This is a genomic window from Chryseobacterium sp. GQ58, from assembly GCF_059758895.1.
The window spans coordinates 67,507-83,537 of sequence record NZ_JCAXEH010000008.1 but is presented as its reverse complement, the minus strand read 5'-3'; the positions used below and the strand labels follow the sequence as shown (position 1 = coordinate 83,537).

Annotated in this window: 15 protein-coding genes; 11 read left to right on the top strand and 4 right to left on the bottom strand. The window is 34.6% G+C overall.

Going from position 1 to position 16,031, the window contains the following annotated elements; genetic code table 11:
- Window positions 1–61: 61 nt before the first annotated feature.
- From AC6CHK_RS15490 to AC6CHK_RS15480, 3 genes are read left to right on the top strand one after another with little or no spacing between them, the layout of a single operon-like run.
- Complete coding sequence (locus AC6CHK_RS15490) at window positions 62–889, top strand: alpha/beta hydrolase family protein (protein ID WP_498097670.1); 828 nt, start codon at window positions 62–64, stop codon at window positions 887–889.
- Window positions 890–1,534, top strand: coding sequence for an HD domain-containing protein (locus tag AC6CHK_RS15485; RefSeq protein ID WP_498097668.1), 645 nt, complete (start codon window positions 890–892; stop codon window positions 1,532–1,534).
- A gap of 38 nt (window positions 1,535–1,572) precedes the next feature.
- Entirely contained in the window at window positions 1,573–2,163 is a 591-nt protein-coding gene (locus AC6CHK_RS15480; protein ID WP_498097666.1) for a hypothetical protein, read from the top strand.
- A gap of 2 nt (window positions 2,164–2,165) precedes the next feature.
- Here the strand turns inward: AC6CHK_RS15480 and AC6CHK_RS15475 are convergent, their stop codons facing one another.
- The 4 genes from AC6CHK_RS15475 to AC6CHK_RS15460 all read right to left on the bottom strand — a co-directional run bounded on the left by AC6CHK_RS15475 (window position 2,166) and on the right by AC6CHK_RS15460 (window position 6,650).
- The gene (locus AC6CHK_RS15475) at window positions 2,166–3,056 is read right to left on the bottom strand and encodes a DUF72 domain-containing protein (RefSeq protein WP_498097664.1); all 891 of its coding nucleotides are present in this window, start codon (window positions 3,054–3,056) and stop codon (window positions 2,166–2,168) included.
- 103 nt (window positions 3,057–3,159) lie between these two features.
- Complete coding sequence (locus tag AC6CHK_RS15470; RefSeq protein WP_498097662.1) at window positions 3,160–4,815, bottom strand: ribonucleoside-diphosphate reductase subunit alpha; 1,656 nt, start codon at window positions 4,813–4,815, stop codon at window positions 3,160–3,162.
- Window positions 4,816–5,204: 389 nt separating this feature from the next.
- Window positions 5,205–5,492, bottom strand: a complete 288-nt coding sequence (locus AC6CHK_RS15465; RefSeq protein WP_498097660.1) for a hypothetical protein — start codon at window positions 5,490–5,492, stop codon at window positions 5,205–5,207.
- A 183-nt stretch (window positions 5,493–5,675) separates the two neighbouring features.
- Window positions 5,676–6,650, bottom strand: coding sequence for a ribonucleotide-diphosphate reductase subunit beta (locus AC6CHK_RS15460; protein ID WP_498097658.1), 975 nt, complete (start codon window positions 6,648–6,650; stop codon window positions 5,676–5,678).
- Between the two features lie 432 nt (window positions 6,651–7,082).
- Between AC6CHK_RS15460 and AC6CHK_RS15455 the strand changes: the two genes are divergently transcribed.
- The 8 genes from AC6CHK_RS15455 to glyA all read left to right on the top strand — a co-directional run bounded on the left by AC6CHK_RS15455 (window position 7,083) and on the right by glyA (window position 15,987).
- Entirely contained in the window at window positions 7,083–7,772 is a 690-nt protein-coding gene (locus tag AC6CHK_RS15455) for an ABC transporter ATP-binding protein (protein WP_498097694.1), read from the top strand.
- A 99-nt stretch (window positions 7,773–7,871) separates the two neighbouring features.
- A complete protein-coding gene (locus tag AC6CHK_RS15450) occupies window positions 7,872–8,213 on the top strand; it encodes a four helix bundle protein (protein WP_498097656.1) in 342 nt (113 codons plus the stop codon).
- A gap of 134 nt (window positions 8,214–8,347) precedes the next feature.
- The gene (locus AC6CHK_RS15445) at window positions 8,348–9,577 is read left to right on the top strand and encodes an ABC transporter permease (RefSeq protein WP_498097654.1); all 1,230 of its coding nucleotides are present in this window, start codon (window positions 8,348–8,350) and stop codon (window positions 9,575–9,577) included.
- Between the two features lie 139 nt (window positions 9,578–9,716).
- Entirely contained in the window at window positions 9,717–10,988 is a 1,272-nt protein-coding gene (locus AC6CHK_RS15440) for an ABC transporter permease (protein ID WP_498097652.1), read from the top strand.
- Window positions 10,989–11,040: 52 nt separating this feature from the next.
- Complete coding sequence (locus AC6CHK_RS15435) at window positions 11,041–12,237, top strand: efflux RND transporter periplasmic adaptor subunit (protein WP_498097650.1); 1,197 nt, start codon at window positions 11,041–11,043, stop codon at window positions 12,235–12,237.
- Between the two features lie 27 nt (window positions 12,238–12,264).
- A complete protein-coding gene (locus tag AC6CHK_RS15430) occupies window positions 12,265–13,680 on the top strand; it encodes a serine hydrolase domain-containing protein (protein WP_498097648.1) in 1,416 nt (471 codons plus the stop codon).
- A gap of 172 nt (window positions 13,681–13,852) precedes the next feature.
- The gene (gene bla / locus AC6CHK_RS15425) at window positions 13,853–14,605 is read left to right on the top strand and encodes a subclass B1 metallo-beta-lactamase (protein WP_498097646.1); all 753 of its coding nucleotides are present in this window, start codon (window positions 13,853–13,855) and stop codon (window positions 14,603–14,605) included.
- Between the two features lie 116 nt (window positions 14,606–14,721).
- Window positions 14,722–15,987, top strand: coding sequence for a serine hydroxymethyltransferase (gene glyA / locus AC6CHK_RS15420; RefSeq protein WP_498097644.1), 1,266 nt, complete (start codon window positions 14,722–14,724; stop codon window positions 15,985–15,987).
- Window positions 15,988–16,031: the final 44 nt, after the last annotated feature.

Here is a 16,031-nt window from a genome sequence, read left to right as displayed (position 1 = left end):
ATCAACAAAATTATACAACAGAAATATCCACTTTTGAAGTGGATATTTATTTTTTAAGTCCATGGAAAAATTGATTTTTAATACTTCTGTTACCGCTCACCTTTTTAAGCCGGAAAAAAGCAATCAAAAGATTCTTCTGATCAATTCGGCAACGGGTGTGAAGCAGCAGGTTTACTTTTCTTTTGCTCAGTTTTTTGCTGAAAACGGCTTTACTGTCATTACTTATGATTATCGCGGAATTGGCCTTTCAAAGCCCGAAAAAATGAAAAATTGCGATGCATCAATGAGAAGTTGGGGCAGCGAAGATTATAAAGCTTTGACACAATATATTATTGAAAATTATCCGGATTATCAAAAATATTGTTTGGGGCATTCGGTTGGTGCTTTGATTTTGGGAATGAATCGCGATTCTGAAATATTCAATGAATTTATTTTTGTAGGAACTCAAAATGCTTTTGTTGGAAACCTTAAATGGCGGACAAAAGTTGAAGCCACGCTTGGTTTTGGAATTGCCCAGCCTTTATTTACCGAGATTTTGGGCTATTTTCCGTCGCATTGGTTTGGACTTGGAGAAAGTCTTCCAAAAAATTGCGCTTATGACTGGAGAACCTTAATTTTGAATTCTAAATCAACCAATAAATTATTAGAGAAAACGATTGATTATTCTAAAAATTTAAGGCAAAAAGTATTGGTAATTCAGGCTGAAGATGATGCCTGGCTTATAGAAAGAGGCGTTAAATCTTTGCTGAACGATACTTATCCGAATCTGAAGCCAAATTACAGGCTGGTAAAAACGTCAGAATCTGAAAAAGGCGAAATAGGACATGTTAATTTTTTTAGGAGCTACAATAAAAAACTCTGGAATATTATTTTAAACGAAATTCAATAAATGAGCAGTACAATAGAAAATACGGTAGAATTTGTAAAAGAAAAACTGGAAGGTGCGGAAGCCGGACATGATTGGTTTCACATCGAAAGAGTGTGGAAACTTGCCAAAAAAATAGCTAAAACCGAGAATTGTAATCAGGATGTTGTCGAGCTTTCAGCATTGTTGCATGATATTGCTGATCCAAAATTCCATAATGGTGACGAAACTTTAGCTTTAAAAATTTCAAAAGATTTTTTAGAAAGCCAAAATGTGGATGAAGAAATTATAAAGCAGGTTTTATTTATCATTCAAAATATTTCGTTCAAAAATAGAGGAGAAGCGCCTAAAGATTTGCCGATCGAACTGAAAATAGTACAGGATGCAGATCGTATCGATGCCATCGGAGCCATCGGAATTGCGCGAGCCTTTAATTTCGGAGGTTTTAAAAATAATCTGATGTATCATCCTGATATTGAGGCAAAACTGAATATGTCGAAAGAAGAATATAAAAAATCAAACGGAACCACAATCAATCATTTTTATGAAAAACTTTTGCTATTAAAAGATTTAATGAATACCAATGAAGGAAAAAAAATAGCCGAACAAAGGCATCAATATATGCTGAATTTCCTCGACCAGTTTTATAAAGAATGGAATGTTGATTAACATTCCCTCAAAAGATCTCTAATGATTATCTTTGCAGCATGGGATTTATTATTTTCGTCATTTTAATTTCTTTAATTATTTCTCTGTTTTTATATAAGATAAAATCAGGGAAAGCTGCTGTGGGCGCGAAAATTTTCAGGATTGTGACTTTGGTTTTTTCGATATCATTATTCACTTATTGGTTTGTCAAGAAAAGTTCGATCGGAATTGTAAATAACTCTGTTTCGCTTCAGGTGATCAATAAATTGCCTCAGCCTTTAGATTTTTATGTCATTAATGTAAACAATCTTGATAAAAGCGGAACTTTTGAGACAAAACATATTGGTAAAATTCGTCCTGAGCATTACAGAATTGAATATCTAAAATTGGCAAAGTCCGATCAATATTGGGTTGCAGGTTATCTTGGAAGAAAGAATATGGTTTATTTTTCACAACATGCGATTCCCAATAAAAATATGGATCAGGTGGTGGAAGTTCAAAACTACATCAACCAAAGCGAAAAGCTTTCAAAACAGGCAAAAAAGCAGATTGAAAATTACAAATTTGATAATATGCAGCAAGGTATCTGGATTGTGCTTATTTTCCTTTTGATATTTCTGAATGTGGTTTTAATGTTGCGGAGAAAATAATTTTAAAACAAGCTTGGCATATTTTCCTGTCCCATTTTAGGAATTGGCAATTCCGTATTCCATTCTTCATTTATTTTTTTAATAAAGTAAGCGGAAAGCAGCGGTGACGCTTTTTCAATATTCTGATGCACAAAGAAGTATAGATTTTGAAGGCCTTCTTTTTTCCATCTTGTCAAATGTTCCAGCCAGTCGTCTAATCTTTCATAATCACTTTCGGCATTGGCACCAACGTATCTTATAAACGCATTTGGTGTTGTGAGCCGCATATGAAGCATATCTCTTCTTCCGGCTGTGTCTACAATGATATTGGTAATATTATTTTGCTCAAAAAGCTGGCAGGTTTTATCGAAAATCTCTTCATCGGTGAACCATTCTGTATTTCTCAATTCAATGGCTAAAGGAACTTCTTTAGGCCATTTGTTGACAAATTGTTCCAATCTTTCGTAATCTTTTGGTTTGAAATTATCATGAAGCTGTAAAAAAACCATTCCCAGTTTTTTATCAAAATTCAGAACAGCCGTTGCAAACTGAGTGACCACATCATCAATATTCAAAAGCCTTCTGAAATGTGAAACGGTATTGGTGATTTTCGGGAAAAACTTAAAATCTGAAGGGGTTTTCTCTTTCCATGTCAAAACCTGTTCGGAAGTCGGCATTCCGTAGAAAGTTGCATTCAATTCGATAGAATTAAACTGAGTTGCATAATATGTCAATTCGTCTTTTGTTCCTTTTGGATAAAATCCTTTCAGATCTGTTTTATTCCATTTTGCGCAACCAATTGAGATATTTTCAAGCCCTTTTTTATTTTGCTTTAAAATTTCTTTGGTTTTTGGATGATCTTTTGGTAAGGTAAAATCTATTTGTGAAGGATCTTCTACTTGTCCGAATTTCATGCTTTGTAAGTTTAGGAATTAGATTGCAGATTTATTATAACAAATATAAAATAAAAACCGCAGAAAAAGTTCCACGGTTTTCTATTATATTTTTAAATATTAATTACGCTTCACAAGCCGAGCAGCTTACAAAATTCACCATCATTTCTTTAGAAACAGATGAACTTCTTTGATAATACAATGTTTTTACTCCTTTTTTCCAAGCTTCGATGTAAAGATAATTAACGTCTTTTACAGGCATTGTAGAAGGAATCTGTAAATTCAGCGACTGAGCCTGATCGATATACTGCTGTCTTTGTGCAGCCTGAGAAATAATCTCCATCGGAGAAATTTCTTTAAATGTTTTGAATACTGCTTTCTCTTCGTCAGTTAATTCATTCAAGTGCTGAACAGAACCGTGGTTTAACATAATCGTTCTCCATGTTTCTTCATTGTCAAGACCTTTTTCTTCCAATAATTTAGCAAGATATTTATTCTTACGCATGAAGTTTCCTTTTGCCAAACCAGCTTTATAGTAATTTGAAGCAAAAGGCTCAATTCCAGGAGAAGTCTGTCCCAAAATCGCCGAACTTGAAGTCGTTGGAGCAATTGCCATTACTGTAGTATTTCTCATTCCGTAACCTTTCAATAATTCAGGTTCTCCGTAGATGTTGGCCAGTTCTTTTGAAGCAATATCTGCCTGAGCTCTGATATGTTTGAAAGCTCTTGCATTAAACTGAGTCGCCTCAAAACTCTCAAACGGAATCATGTTTTTCTGTAAATAAGAATGATAACCCAAAACTCCCAATCCAAGTGCTCTGTGGCGCATTGCGAAGTCTCTTGCTCCTTGAAGGTAATAATTTCCTTCCGTTTTTTCGATAAATTCAGATAAAACAGCGTCAAGGAAATAGATCGCCAACTGTACTGCGTTTGTATCTTTCCATTCATCGTATAATTCTAAATTCATAGACGACAGACAACAGATGAAAGACTCTTCTCTAGTTGACGGAAGCATGATTTCCGAACAAAGATTACTCGCATTAATCGTTAATCCAAGGTCTTTATAAACCTGAGGTTTGTTTCTGTTCACATTATCTGTAAAGAAAATGTACGGAAGACCTTTTTGCTGGCGGCTTTCTAGAACTCTTGCCCAGATTTTACGCTTGTCGGCATCACCGTCAATCATATCCTGCATCCAGTAATCTGGCACGCAAATTCCGGTAAATAGGTTCTGAATCGGACTTCCGATGTCTTTAATTGATAAAAATTCTTCAATATCGCCGTGGTCAACATCAAGATATGCCGCAAAAGCACCTCTTCTTACACCACCCTGAGAAACGACATCCATAGAAGTGTCAAATAATTTCATAAACGAAACCGCTCCCGAAGATTTTCCATTATCGGTTACTGCCGTTCCTCTGTTACGAAGTTCCCCGAAATATCCTGAAGTTCCGCCCCCGATTTTCGTTTGCATAATCACTTCACCCATTTTGTGAGTAATTCCTTCGATACTGTCCGGAATATGAACATTGAAACAAGAGATTGGAAGACCTCTCTGCGTTCCCATATTTGCCCAAACTGGCGACGAGAAACTGATCCATCCCTTGGTGATCATTTCTTTGAATGCGGGTTGTAGTTCGGGTTTGTATAATTTTTTTGCTGCTGCTGTTGTGATTCTGTCGATTGCTCCGTCTACGGTTTCTCCTTTCAATAGGTAACCTCTGTTCAACATTTGCTCAGATTCTTCGTTGAGCCACCAGATATTGCTTTGTTCTTCCATAGTTTATATTGTAAAAATGTACAGTGTACATTGTATTGTTAAAATTTTTATGAGCAGAAAATTTCGTTTTTCTTTTCACTTGTGTACCTGCTTTCGCTACTCGCTTTTTTCTTTGTCAAGAAAAAGAGCTCAGACAGACCGCTCAATCAGGGCTAAGACGGTTTTTGTTTTTCTTTATAACCGTAATTGAGAACGGTTTTCAAGCATTGTCATTCTGAGGAACGAGGAATCTCTTAATAACTGAATAAATCTTAATGTTTCAAAATTAACCATTAAGGTCAATTTAAGGTTAAGATATTAAGTTTGAGATCTTCACTTCGTAAACTTCGTTTAGAATAACATTTTCTAATACTAACTGTTTCGACGCTCGCTTCGCTCGCGCCTTTATTTTAAACAGATTTTAAAAACTCTACTTTGTGAGAATCATTTAATCCACTTTCGTCTCTCAATCTCTGAAATTCTTTGAAAGACGGAATATTCAAAACCTCAGTTTGCACTTCTTCATTTTCATAATTTGAATAATGCAAAAACGTAACACCATCTTCTTTTACAAAAACTTTATATTCAAATTTTGTCTGATCTAAATTTTTAAAGTCTTCCAGAAACTTTTGAATATTGCTTTTGTTTTCTGAAACGAATTCAGGCTTTACGGTATAACTTACGATGACGTTGATCATATTTTTGTTTTTTTAGTCATTGCGGGAACGAAGCAATCTTTTATAATCTTAATGTTTAATTTTAACCATTAAGATTTTTAAGTTTTAAGAATATTAAGCTTGAGATTCTTCACTTCACTTCGTTCGGAATGACAGATCTCTAATACTAACTGTTTTGCCGCTCGCTTCGCTCGCGCTTTTTAATTAAAATAAATCATTCGCAGTAATACTCTTATCATGCTTCGTATAATCCACCGGTCTTTTTGCAAAGAAATCATCCATAGAATTAGCGAAAACTTCTTCTTCAAACCATTTCATCGGGCTGTATTGTTCTGCAGTGGTATTGTAACGTTTTTCCATATTGATTTTAGTTAAACTTTCGTCAACACGATATTTCATGAAGTTAATTAAATCTTGTTTTGAGAATTTATCCAATTCGCCCATTTCAAAGATCCAGTCAAGGATTTCTCCTTCCAGTTCGATGGATTGGTCTACCAAAGTATAAATATCTTCAATATCAGAATCTGTTAAAAGATCCGGCTGTTCTTCACGGATTTTATTAATCAGATAAATTCCACCATTAGCATGAATCTGCTCATCAATAGACGTCCAAGCAATAATATTTGAAACATTTTTCATGAAACCTTTAAATCTTGTGAAAGACAAAATGATCGCAAACTGTGAAAATAAAGACACATTCTCAATCAGAATACTGAATAACAACAGCGACGAAACATATTCTTTAGGTGTTGCAGAATTGGCATGCTTCAGAACGTTGGATAAAAATTCGATTCTCTTTTTCAATGCAGGAACTTCTACAACATGCGTAAATGCTTCGTTGTAACCCAAAACTTCCAGCAAACGCGAATACGCTTCCGAATGACGAAATTCGCATTCTGCAAATGTAGATCCCAAACCGTTCAGCTCAGGTTTTGGAAGGTGGTGATACAAGTTTCCCCAAAATGATTTTACAGAAACTTCAATCTGGGCGATAGCTAAAAGTGCGTTTTTTACAGCATTTTTTTCGTGCGGCTCAAGTTGTGACTGAAAATCCTGAACATCTGCCGTGAAATCAACTTCCGAGTGTACCCAAAATGACTTATTGATGGCTTCTACAAACTGAAGAACCTCAGGATACTCAAACGGCTTGTAGCTTACTCTTTTATCAAAAATTCCCATATTAAAATTGTAATGTCTTTAAAAAATTATAAAAATTGATCACTGTGCATAAAATTCAAGAGGCGGTAACTTTCTGGGTCGTTGAAAGTTGTATTGGAAACTTATCAACGGGAACAATCATTCATCTCTTGTAGCGTGCGAAGCACAAAGTTAGACAACGCAGACTGATTTTAAAAGGGCTAAAGACTAAATGGTTGAGTTTTAACCTTAAAAGTTTTCCACATTTACATGAAACTCGCTCTGATATTGATTTAGAGATACTAAAGTCACAAAAATGGCACTTCTGTAAAGATTAGAATTAAACGGCTTTATGTAAATATTTGTATTTTAATTAGTTGAATATTAAACAATAAATTATTTAAAGAAATTAATAAACTTGTAACAAATCGAAAATAGATGCTACTTATTGGAAACAAAAACAGCAGTCACTTAATGTTAGTAATTCAGAATTTACATAAATCGTACGACACGGGGAAAAGTAAGCTTCACGTTCTCAAGGGAATCAACCTCAATATTTCTGAGGGCGAATTTGTCTCTATTATGGGAAGTTCGGGTTCCGGAAAATCTACTTTACTGAATATTATCGGAATTTTGGATGAAAAAGACAGCGGTACATACGAGCTGGACGGAATTCCAATCGAGCATCTTAATGAAGTAAAAGCTGCCGAATATCGTTCAAAGTTTTTAGGCTTTGTCTTCCAATCTTTTAATTTGATAGGATACAAAACGGCTTTGGATAATGTTGCTCTTCCTTTATATTACCAAAATGTACCGAGAAAAGAGCGTAATCAAAGAGCTATGGAATATTTGGAAAAAGTAGGTTTGGCGCAATGGGCAACACATCTTCCCAACGAACTTTCAGGTGGGCAAAAGCAAAGAGTTGCCATTGCAAGAGCGTTGATTACAGATCCTAAAGTTATTCTAGCTGATGAACCAACTGGAGCTTTAGATTCCAAAACCACGCATGATATTATGAAACTTCTTCAGGATATTAATAATGAAGGAAAAACCATCATTGTTGTGACTCATGAGCCGGACGTTGCCGCACAAACTAAAAGAAACGTGATTCTGCGAGACGGAATTATTGAAAGTGATGAGTTTATAAAGCAGATTGTACTTTAAAGGTGAATTGTGAATGGTCAATTTGCTTTGCAAGTGAATTTTAAAAGCAACCTTTAATAATTATAAAATAAACACGGATGAATTTTAAAAAGAAAAAAAATGTTTTTAAATCTCAATCATTATAAACTTGATGTTTATAAATCAGCAAGAGAGTTAAGATTTGAAAGCTATAAAGTTTTAAGCAGGCTTCCTGATAATGAAAGATTTAGTTTAACAGATCAAATACGGAGAGCTTCAACTTCAGTAGTATTAAATATTACAGAAGGATGTTCCCGAAAATTTGAAATTGAAAGAAAAAGATATAGAGGTTCGGTAATAGAATTAGATTCATGTTTTGATATAATTATTGAATGTAATTATATGCAAAGAGAAAATTTAGAAAAAGTAGGAAAATTAATAAAAGCAACTTTCATTTTATTAAGTGGTATGTTGAAAAGTTAAAAAAATAATAGTGGATAGTCAATTTTGTTTCGCAAGTAATAGTCAATTTAAGATAACAATATTTTAAAATTCACAATTGACTTCAAAGAAGATTCACAGCAAAGCTAATTGACATTATAAAAATCAAAAAAAATATGTTTGACCTAGATCGTTGGCAGGAAATATTCAGTTCTATTCGCAGTAACATATTGCGGACGGTGCTTTCGGGATTTACCGTTGCTTTGGGTCTTTTTATATTTATTGTTCTTTTTGGGATCGGAAAAGGTTTGCAGAATGCTTTTACGGAAGGTTTTGCGAGAGATGCTCAAAATCTGATTTCTATTTTTACAGGAAATACGACAGTCGCTTATAAAGGCCTTCAATCTAACAGAACGGTAACGATGAATAATGATGATTATGATTTTCTGATTGATAGCGACAAAGAGAAAGTAGGATATTCTACGCCAAGATATACAGCAAATTTATTGGTAAAATACGGAAAAGAAAGCGGTTCGTATCAAATCAACGGAGCCGATACGGAAGAAAAATATATTGAAAACAGAAAAATGCTTGAAGGTCGTTACCTTTCGCCTGGAGATTTAGAAAGAAAGCAAAATGTTGCTGTGATTGGAAGAATGGTGCAACGGGATTTAATAAAAAATGGCAGCCCTGTCGGGAAAGATCTTGATATCAATGGAACCATGTTTAAGGTTGTCGGTGTGTTTTCTGATGACGGAGGCGATTGGGACGAAAGGCATATAACAATTCCCATTACCACGTTGCAGCAGATGAAAAAAGGTTCGGATACGGTAAGTACAATTTACATTGCTTATAACGAAAATATGCAGCCGGCTGAGGCTATAAAATATGGAGATCAACTGAAAGAAAGGCTTAAAGCCAGAAAAAATGTTTCTCCTGATGACGAAAATGGAGTGCGTGTCTGGAATAATGCCCAAAACATGAATGAAACCTTTATGTTTATGGCGGTTCTTACAGGAATTGTAACCTTCATTGGGTTGGGAACTTTACTTGCCGGAATTATCGGAATCAGCAATATCATGGTGTATATCGTAAAAGAAAGAACTAAAGAAATAGGCGTAAGAAAAGCCATTGGTGCCAAACCACAAAGTATCGTTGCTCTTATTGTTCAGGAAAGTGTGGTGATTACCGTCGTTTCGGGTTTTGTAGGAGTTGGAATCGGTGTTTTGACTTTACATTTGATCGGAGATAGCCTTGAAGAATATTTTATTAAAAATCCAAGCGTTGGCTGGGGAACTATTTTTATGGCATTTATTGCTTTGGTTTTTTCAGGTTTGATTGCGGGATTCGTTCCGGCTTACAGGGCCTCAAGAATAAAGCCTATCGAAGCTTTAAGAACAGAATAACGAATGGTGAATAGTCAATGTGAATTTTTAAAATTCAGTCAAAAGGAAATAAAAATAAAGATTAAAAATTGACTTGTGAAGCAAAATTCACTGTGAAGCAAATTGACTTTTATAAAGTAAAAAAATGACAATTTAGGAAATGAACATTATATTTAAAAAAGATACCTGGCAGGAAATTTATTATTCATTACGAAATAATAAGCTCCGCACATTCCTTACCATGATTGGTGTGGGTTGGGGTATGTTTTTGTACGTTGTATTGCTGGGTTCCGCAAAAGGTATGGAAAACGGTTTTGATAAACTGTTTTCGGGTTTTGCGACCAATTCTATATTTCTTTGGGCGCAAAATACATCGATTCCTTATGAAGGTTTCCCAAAAGGAAGAGACGTCAATCTTCGATTGTCGGACATTGATATGTTGAAAAGAAAAATTTCGGATATAGATTATGTTTCACCTCAAAATGCAAGGGGAAGTTTTGCAGGAACGCCTGGAGAAACAATGTCCAGAAATGGCAAAAGCGCAACTTATTCATTAACAGGAGATTATCCGATCGGCAATAAGATTTCGGAGAAAAAACTGATTTTCGGACGATATATCAACGATGCGGATGTTTCAGGAAACAAAAATGTAGTGGTGATTGGAGAAGAAGTTTACAACAACTTTTTCGATTCAAAAAAGAAAGAAAACCCTTTGGGGAAATCAATTAATATTAAAGGAATTTTCTTCAACGTGATCGGTGTTTTCAGAGTGAAAAAAGGAGGCGGTTTTGAAAACGACCGAACGGTTTTTATTCCGCTTTCCACCTACACCAAAATGTATAATGCCGGCGATGAAATCGATATGTTTGCGATCGTGAGCAAGCCCAATGCCGAAGTAAATACCGTTGAAGAAAGAGTAAAAACCGAGCTGAAGGCAAAAAATCAGGTTTCTCCTGAAGATACCAATGCTTTTGGAAGTTTTAATTTAGGAAAAGAATTTAAAAAACTGACCGGCTTTTTAACAGGAATGCAGCTTCTGACGATTATTGTAGGAACTTTAACCATTCTTGCGGGAGTGATTGCAATTTCGAATATATTATTAATTACAGTAAAGGAAAGAACCAAAGAAATAGGTATCAGAAGAGCTTTAGGAGCAAAACCTTCGGAAGTGAGAAATCAGATTCTGCTCGAAAGTGTTGTCATTACGCTCAGTTCCGGATTGTTTGGTTTTATTTTCGGAATTTTTGTGCTAATGATTTTTAATATGCTTACACAAAATCAGGATGAATTTCCATTTTACAATCCAACCGTCAATTACGTAAATGTTTTCGCAGCGATGTCGGTAATGGTGATTTTAGGACTAATTATCGGAATGATTCCAGCTCAAAGAGCAGTAAAAATACGGCCGATTGAAGCATTGAGAAGCGAATAAGTAATTGAAAGTGAATCAATTTTAATTTAAAATAAAAAAATAAACTATACATATGAAAAAGAAGTTTACCTGGAAAAAGGCCATTTACATATTTTTAGGGCTTTTATTGGCTGCCGCATTATTTTCGGGGATCAGTTATCTTGTAAAATCAAATTCTAAAGAAAGTGAAGCTTTCCTTACAAGAAAACCAACCGTTCAGAATATGGATGATAAGGTGATGGCAACAGGGAAAATCATTCCTAAAGAAGAAATTGAGATTAAACCAAATATTGCAGGTATTATCGATAAAATCTTGGTGGATGAAGGAGACAGAGTTGAAGCCGGACAATTGATAGCAACGGTAAAAATCATCCCGAATATTGCAGAAGTAAACAATGCGCAGCAGGAAGTATTAAATTCTCAACTTCAGATAAGTAATGCAAGAATGAATGTTGATAATATGCAGAAGCAGTTTGCGATGCAACAAAAATTATACAATCAGGGTGTAATTTCCAGACAGGAATTTTTAAATTCTCAGCAGCAATTGTATGCGCAACAGCAAAATCTGAAAAATGCCAATCAGCAGCTTCAGACCGCCCAAAAAAGACTACAGATCGTAAAAACAGGTGCAATTCCCGAATTACAAGGTTTGGCAACAACTCAGATTCGTTCAAAAGCTTCCGGAACGGTGCTTGAAGTTCCCGTAAAAGTCGGAAGTCAGGTGATTGAGGCCAACTCTTTCAATGCCGGAACTACAATTTGTTCTATTGCAGATTTAAATTCACTTATTTTTCAGGGTGAAATTGATGAAGCTCAGGCCGGAAAGCTGAAACAAGGTATGGACATGAATATTGTGATCGGTGCTTTGCAAAACAAATCTTTCCCGGGGAAACTGACGATGATCGCTCCAAAAGGAAAAGACAACAACGGAACTATAAAATTCCCGGTTGAAGGCGATGTTCACAATCCGAATAATGAATACATCAGAGCAGGATTTTCCGCAAACGGAGAGATTGTTTTAAGCTCACAGAAAAATGCATTATTGTTGGATGAGTCTTTGATTCAATATGAAAAAAAGAACGGTAAAGACAGGCCATTTGTTGAGGTAAAACAACCTGACGGAAAATTTAAAAAAACTTATGTGAAATTAGGAGCAAGTGACGGAATCAATGTACAGATTCTTTCAGGAATTGATAAAAACTCAGAAGTTAAAGTTTGGAATCCTTCGGATAAAGACAAAGAAGAACTGAAAGAGAAAGCGAAAAAATAATAACGTTAAAATATCTGATTAATAGTTATGAAGAGGATTCTTTCTTTTTTACTTTTCAGTGTAATGATGAGTGTGATTTTTGGTCAAGCTAATAATTATAAATCTACGGTTGATCTTTTTCAGAATAATTATAATTCGGGAAAATACGAAGAGATTTATAATATGTTTTCGCCTGAAATGAAGAAAGCTCTGCCTCTGGAAAAAGAAAAAGAATTTTTCACGGGTTTAAAACTTCAGGTTGGTAAAATTGAAAGTAAAGAATTTATCAATTATCAGAAAACATATGCGGTCTACAAAACCAAATTTGAAAGAGCAGTTTTGTCGGTGAATATTTCTTTGGATAATCAGAATAAAATCAACGGACTTTTTGTAAAACCTTATGTAGAGTCGGACGAAAATAACGCTGAAACAGATAATAAAATCGCAAATGCTTTACATCATTTTCCAAAAAATATAAATGAAGCTATATTTTCAAATACGAAGAACTTTCCAAATGACACTCAGATTTCAATTGCATTTATTGAAAATGGGGAAACTCATTTCTACGGAATTATTAAACAAAATGATACAATAAAAAGTATTAGGAATCAAAATAAGGTTTTTGAAATAGGTTCGATTACAAAAGCTTTTACTTCAACTGTTTTGGCTTCCTTAGTTGAGGATAAGAAGATTGATTTAAACGATAGTGTCAATTCATATTATTCTTTTTCTTTCAAAGGAAATGTCAAACTGAGTTTTCAGAGTTTAGCAAATCATACTTCAGGTTTACCACGTCTTCCTGATAATCTGGATTTGTCCAACGAAATCAATCCGTACAAGAATTATGGGAAAAAAGAAATTGAAAATTATCTTAAAAATAACTTAAAATTAGAAAGCGATCCTTTGACAAAATATTCATATTCAAATTTAGGTGCGGGATTATTAGGATATACGTTAGGATTAAGTCAAAAAACTACATTTCAGCAATTATTACAAAAAAGAATATTCGACAAATATAAAATGAACAATTCTTACACAAGTTCTGAAAATCTAAAAGATAAACTTGTAAACGGATTAAACGCAAATGGTGAAAAAGTTTCAAACTGGGATTTTGACGTCTTATTTGGAGGTGGCGGAATTTTGTCCACAACGGAAGATTTGGCAAAATTTGTTGAAGCTCAATTTAATATTAGAAATAGGGAGCTTTCCTTAACGAGAAAACCAACTTTTACGATTAATGATAAAATGAAAATCGGATTAGGATGGCACATTTTGAAAAATGAAAATAACAGCGAATTTTTTTGGCATAACGGAGGAACGGGCGGATATTCTTCGTCTTTGGCATTCAGCGCTGAAAACAAGAATGGCGTCATCATTTTATCAAATGTTTCAGCCTTTAATCCAAAAATGAGGAACATTGACAATTTGTGCTTTGAATTGATGAATACAGCAACTAAAAAATAATAAACTAAATCGATAAATTTTATCTGAGTCCCGGAATTTTTTTTGGTTTTTTGGTTTAAAAAATCGTGAAATGAATAGTTGCTTTTTAAGGTTTAACACTTAATTAACTTCCAATAATATTTATTTATGATGATTAATTCTATATTTTCGTTATTCAGAAAAGAATTATTTTATGAAGCCAATTTTCAAAATCCTGTTTTTATTTTTAATGACAATCATCTTTAGCTGCAATTCTAAAGAAACTTTTCAGGAGCCAAAAGTCCTTTACAAATCGAATGATTTAATTATTAAGCAATTGTCAGAAAATGTTTATCAGCATATTTCATATTTCAATTCCGAAACGTACGGAAAAGTTGATTGCAACGGAATGATTGTAAAAGACGGAAATGAAACCGTGATTTTCGATACACCTGTTGATGACAAAAGTTCTGCCGAATTGATTTCCTGGATTAAAAATAATTTGCATTCTAAAATCAATGCAGTCATTCCGACTCACTTTCATGAGGATTGTGTTGGCGGTTTGAAAGAGTTTGAAAAAAATAAGATTCCTTCTTATTCGAATAATAAAACGATTGCATTTGCAAAAGAAAAAGGCTTTAATATTCCTAATCACGGCTTTGATAACAGCTTAACTTTGAATGTCGGTAAGCAAAAAGTTTACGCCAATTTTTTTGGCGAAGGACATACGAAAGATAATATTGTTGGCTACTTTCCAAGTGAAAATGCTATGTTTGGAGGTTGTCTGATTAAAGAAATCGGAGCTTCAGAAGGCAATCTGGAAGACGCAAATGTTCAGGTTTGGTCTGAAACGGTTGAAAAAATAAAAAAAACGTATCCGGATGCTAAAGTAATTATTCCGGGACACGGAAAAACCGGCGGGCAAGATTTATTGGATTATACGATTCAATTATTTAAAGATAAATAGCCGATTTTTGCGTAAAATTATTAAAGAAATTTTCATCAATTTATAATTGAAGCCTATTGAAATGTAGGTGGAATTCCTTACATTTGGGGTGGAAAATCTAAAAAATCTAAAAATAAATGGACATTATTTTCGACCTTATTGAAAAAGAAAGACAAAGACAATCCCACGGATTAGAGCTTATTGCTTCGGAAAACTTTGTTTCTGAAAATGTAATGAAAGCGATGGGAAGCGTTCTTACCAACAAATATGCAGAAGGATATCCCGGAAAAAGATATTACGGAGGATGTGAAGTTGTAGATGAGGTTGAAACTTTGGCGATCAACAGAGCTAAAGAGCTTTTCGGAGTAGATTATGTAAATGTTCAGCCGCATTCGGGTTCGCAGGCAAATGCTGCGATTTATTTGGCAGTTTTGAAACCGGGTGACAAAATCATGGGAATGGATCTTTCAATGGGAGGTCATTTGACTCACGGTTCTGCAGTTAATTTTTCAGGAATTCAATACAATGTAGTTTCTTACGGAGTTCAGCAGGAAACAGGTTTGATCGATTATGATCAGATGCGAGAAGTTGCTTTGAGAGAAAAACCAAAAATGCTTATTGCTGGTTTTTCGGCGTATTCAAGAGATTTGGATTATGCAAAATTCAGAGAAGTTGCAGATGAGATCGGAGCTACACTTTGGGCAGATATTGCTCATCCTGCCGGTTTGGTGGCTAAAGGATTATTAAATTCTCCGTTTGAACACTGTCATGTTGTAACGACTACGACCCATAAAACTTTAAGAGGACCAAGAGGCGGAATGATCATGATGGGGAAAGATTTTGAAAATACGTATGGCCACAAAACTCCAAAAGGAGAAATCAAGCAGATGAGCCAGGTTCTCGACGGAGCTGTTTTCCCGGGAATTCAGGGCGGTCCGCTGGAACACATTATTGCCGGTAAAGCGATTGCTTTCGCGGAGGCGATTGATAATCAATTTTTGACTTATGCAAAACAAGTTAAATCCAACGCTCAGGCTTTGGCAAAATCTATGATGAGCAAAGGTTTTGACATTGTGAGTGGCGGAACAGACAATCATTTGATGCTTGTAGACCTTAGAAATAAAGGAGTAAACGGTAAAGAAACTGAAAAAGCACTTGTAAAAGCAGACATTACTTGTAATAAAAATATGGTTCCTTTTGATGATAAATCGCCATTCACAACTTCCGGAATCAGATTGGGAACAGCAGCGATTACCACAAGAGGTCTGAAAGAAAATGATATGGAAACTATTTCAGAATTGATTTCTGAAGTTGTTGATAATATTAAGAATGAAGAAGTTCTTACTTCTGTAAGGAAAAAAGTAAATGAATTGATGGAAGGTAAAGCCTTATTCAATTATTAAACTGAAAAAGCAATAATGATAAAGGCGCAAAGTATTTTGCGTCT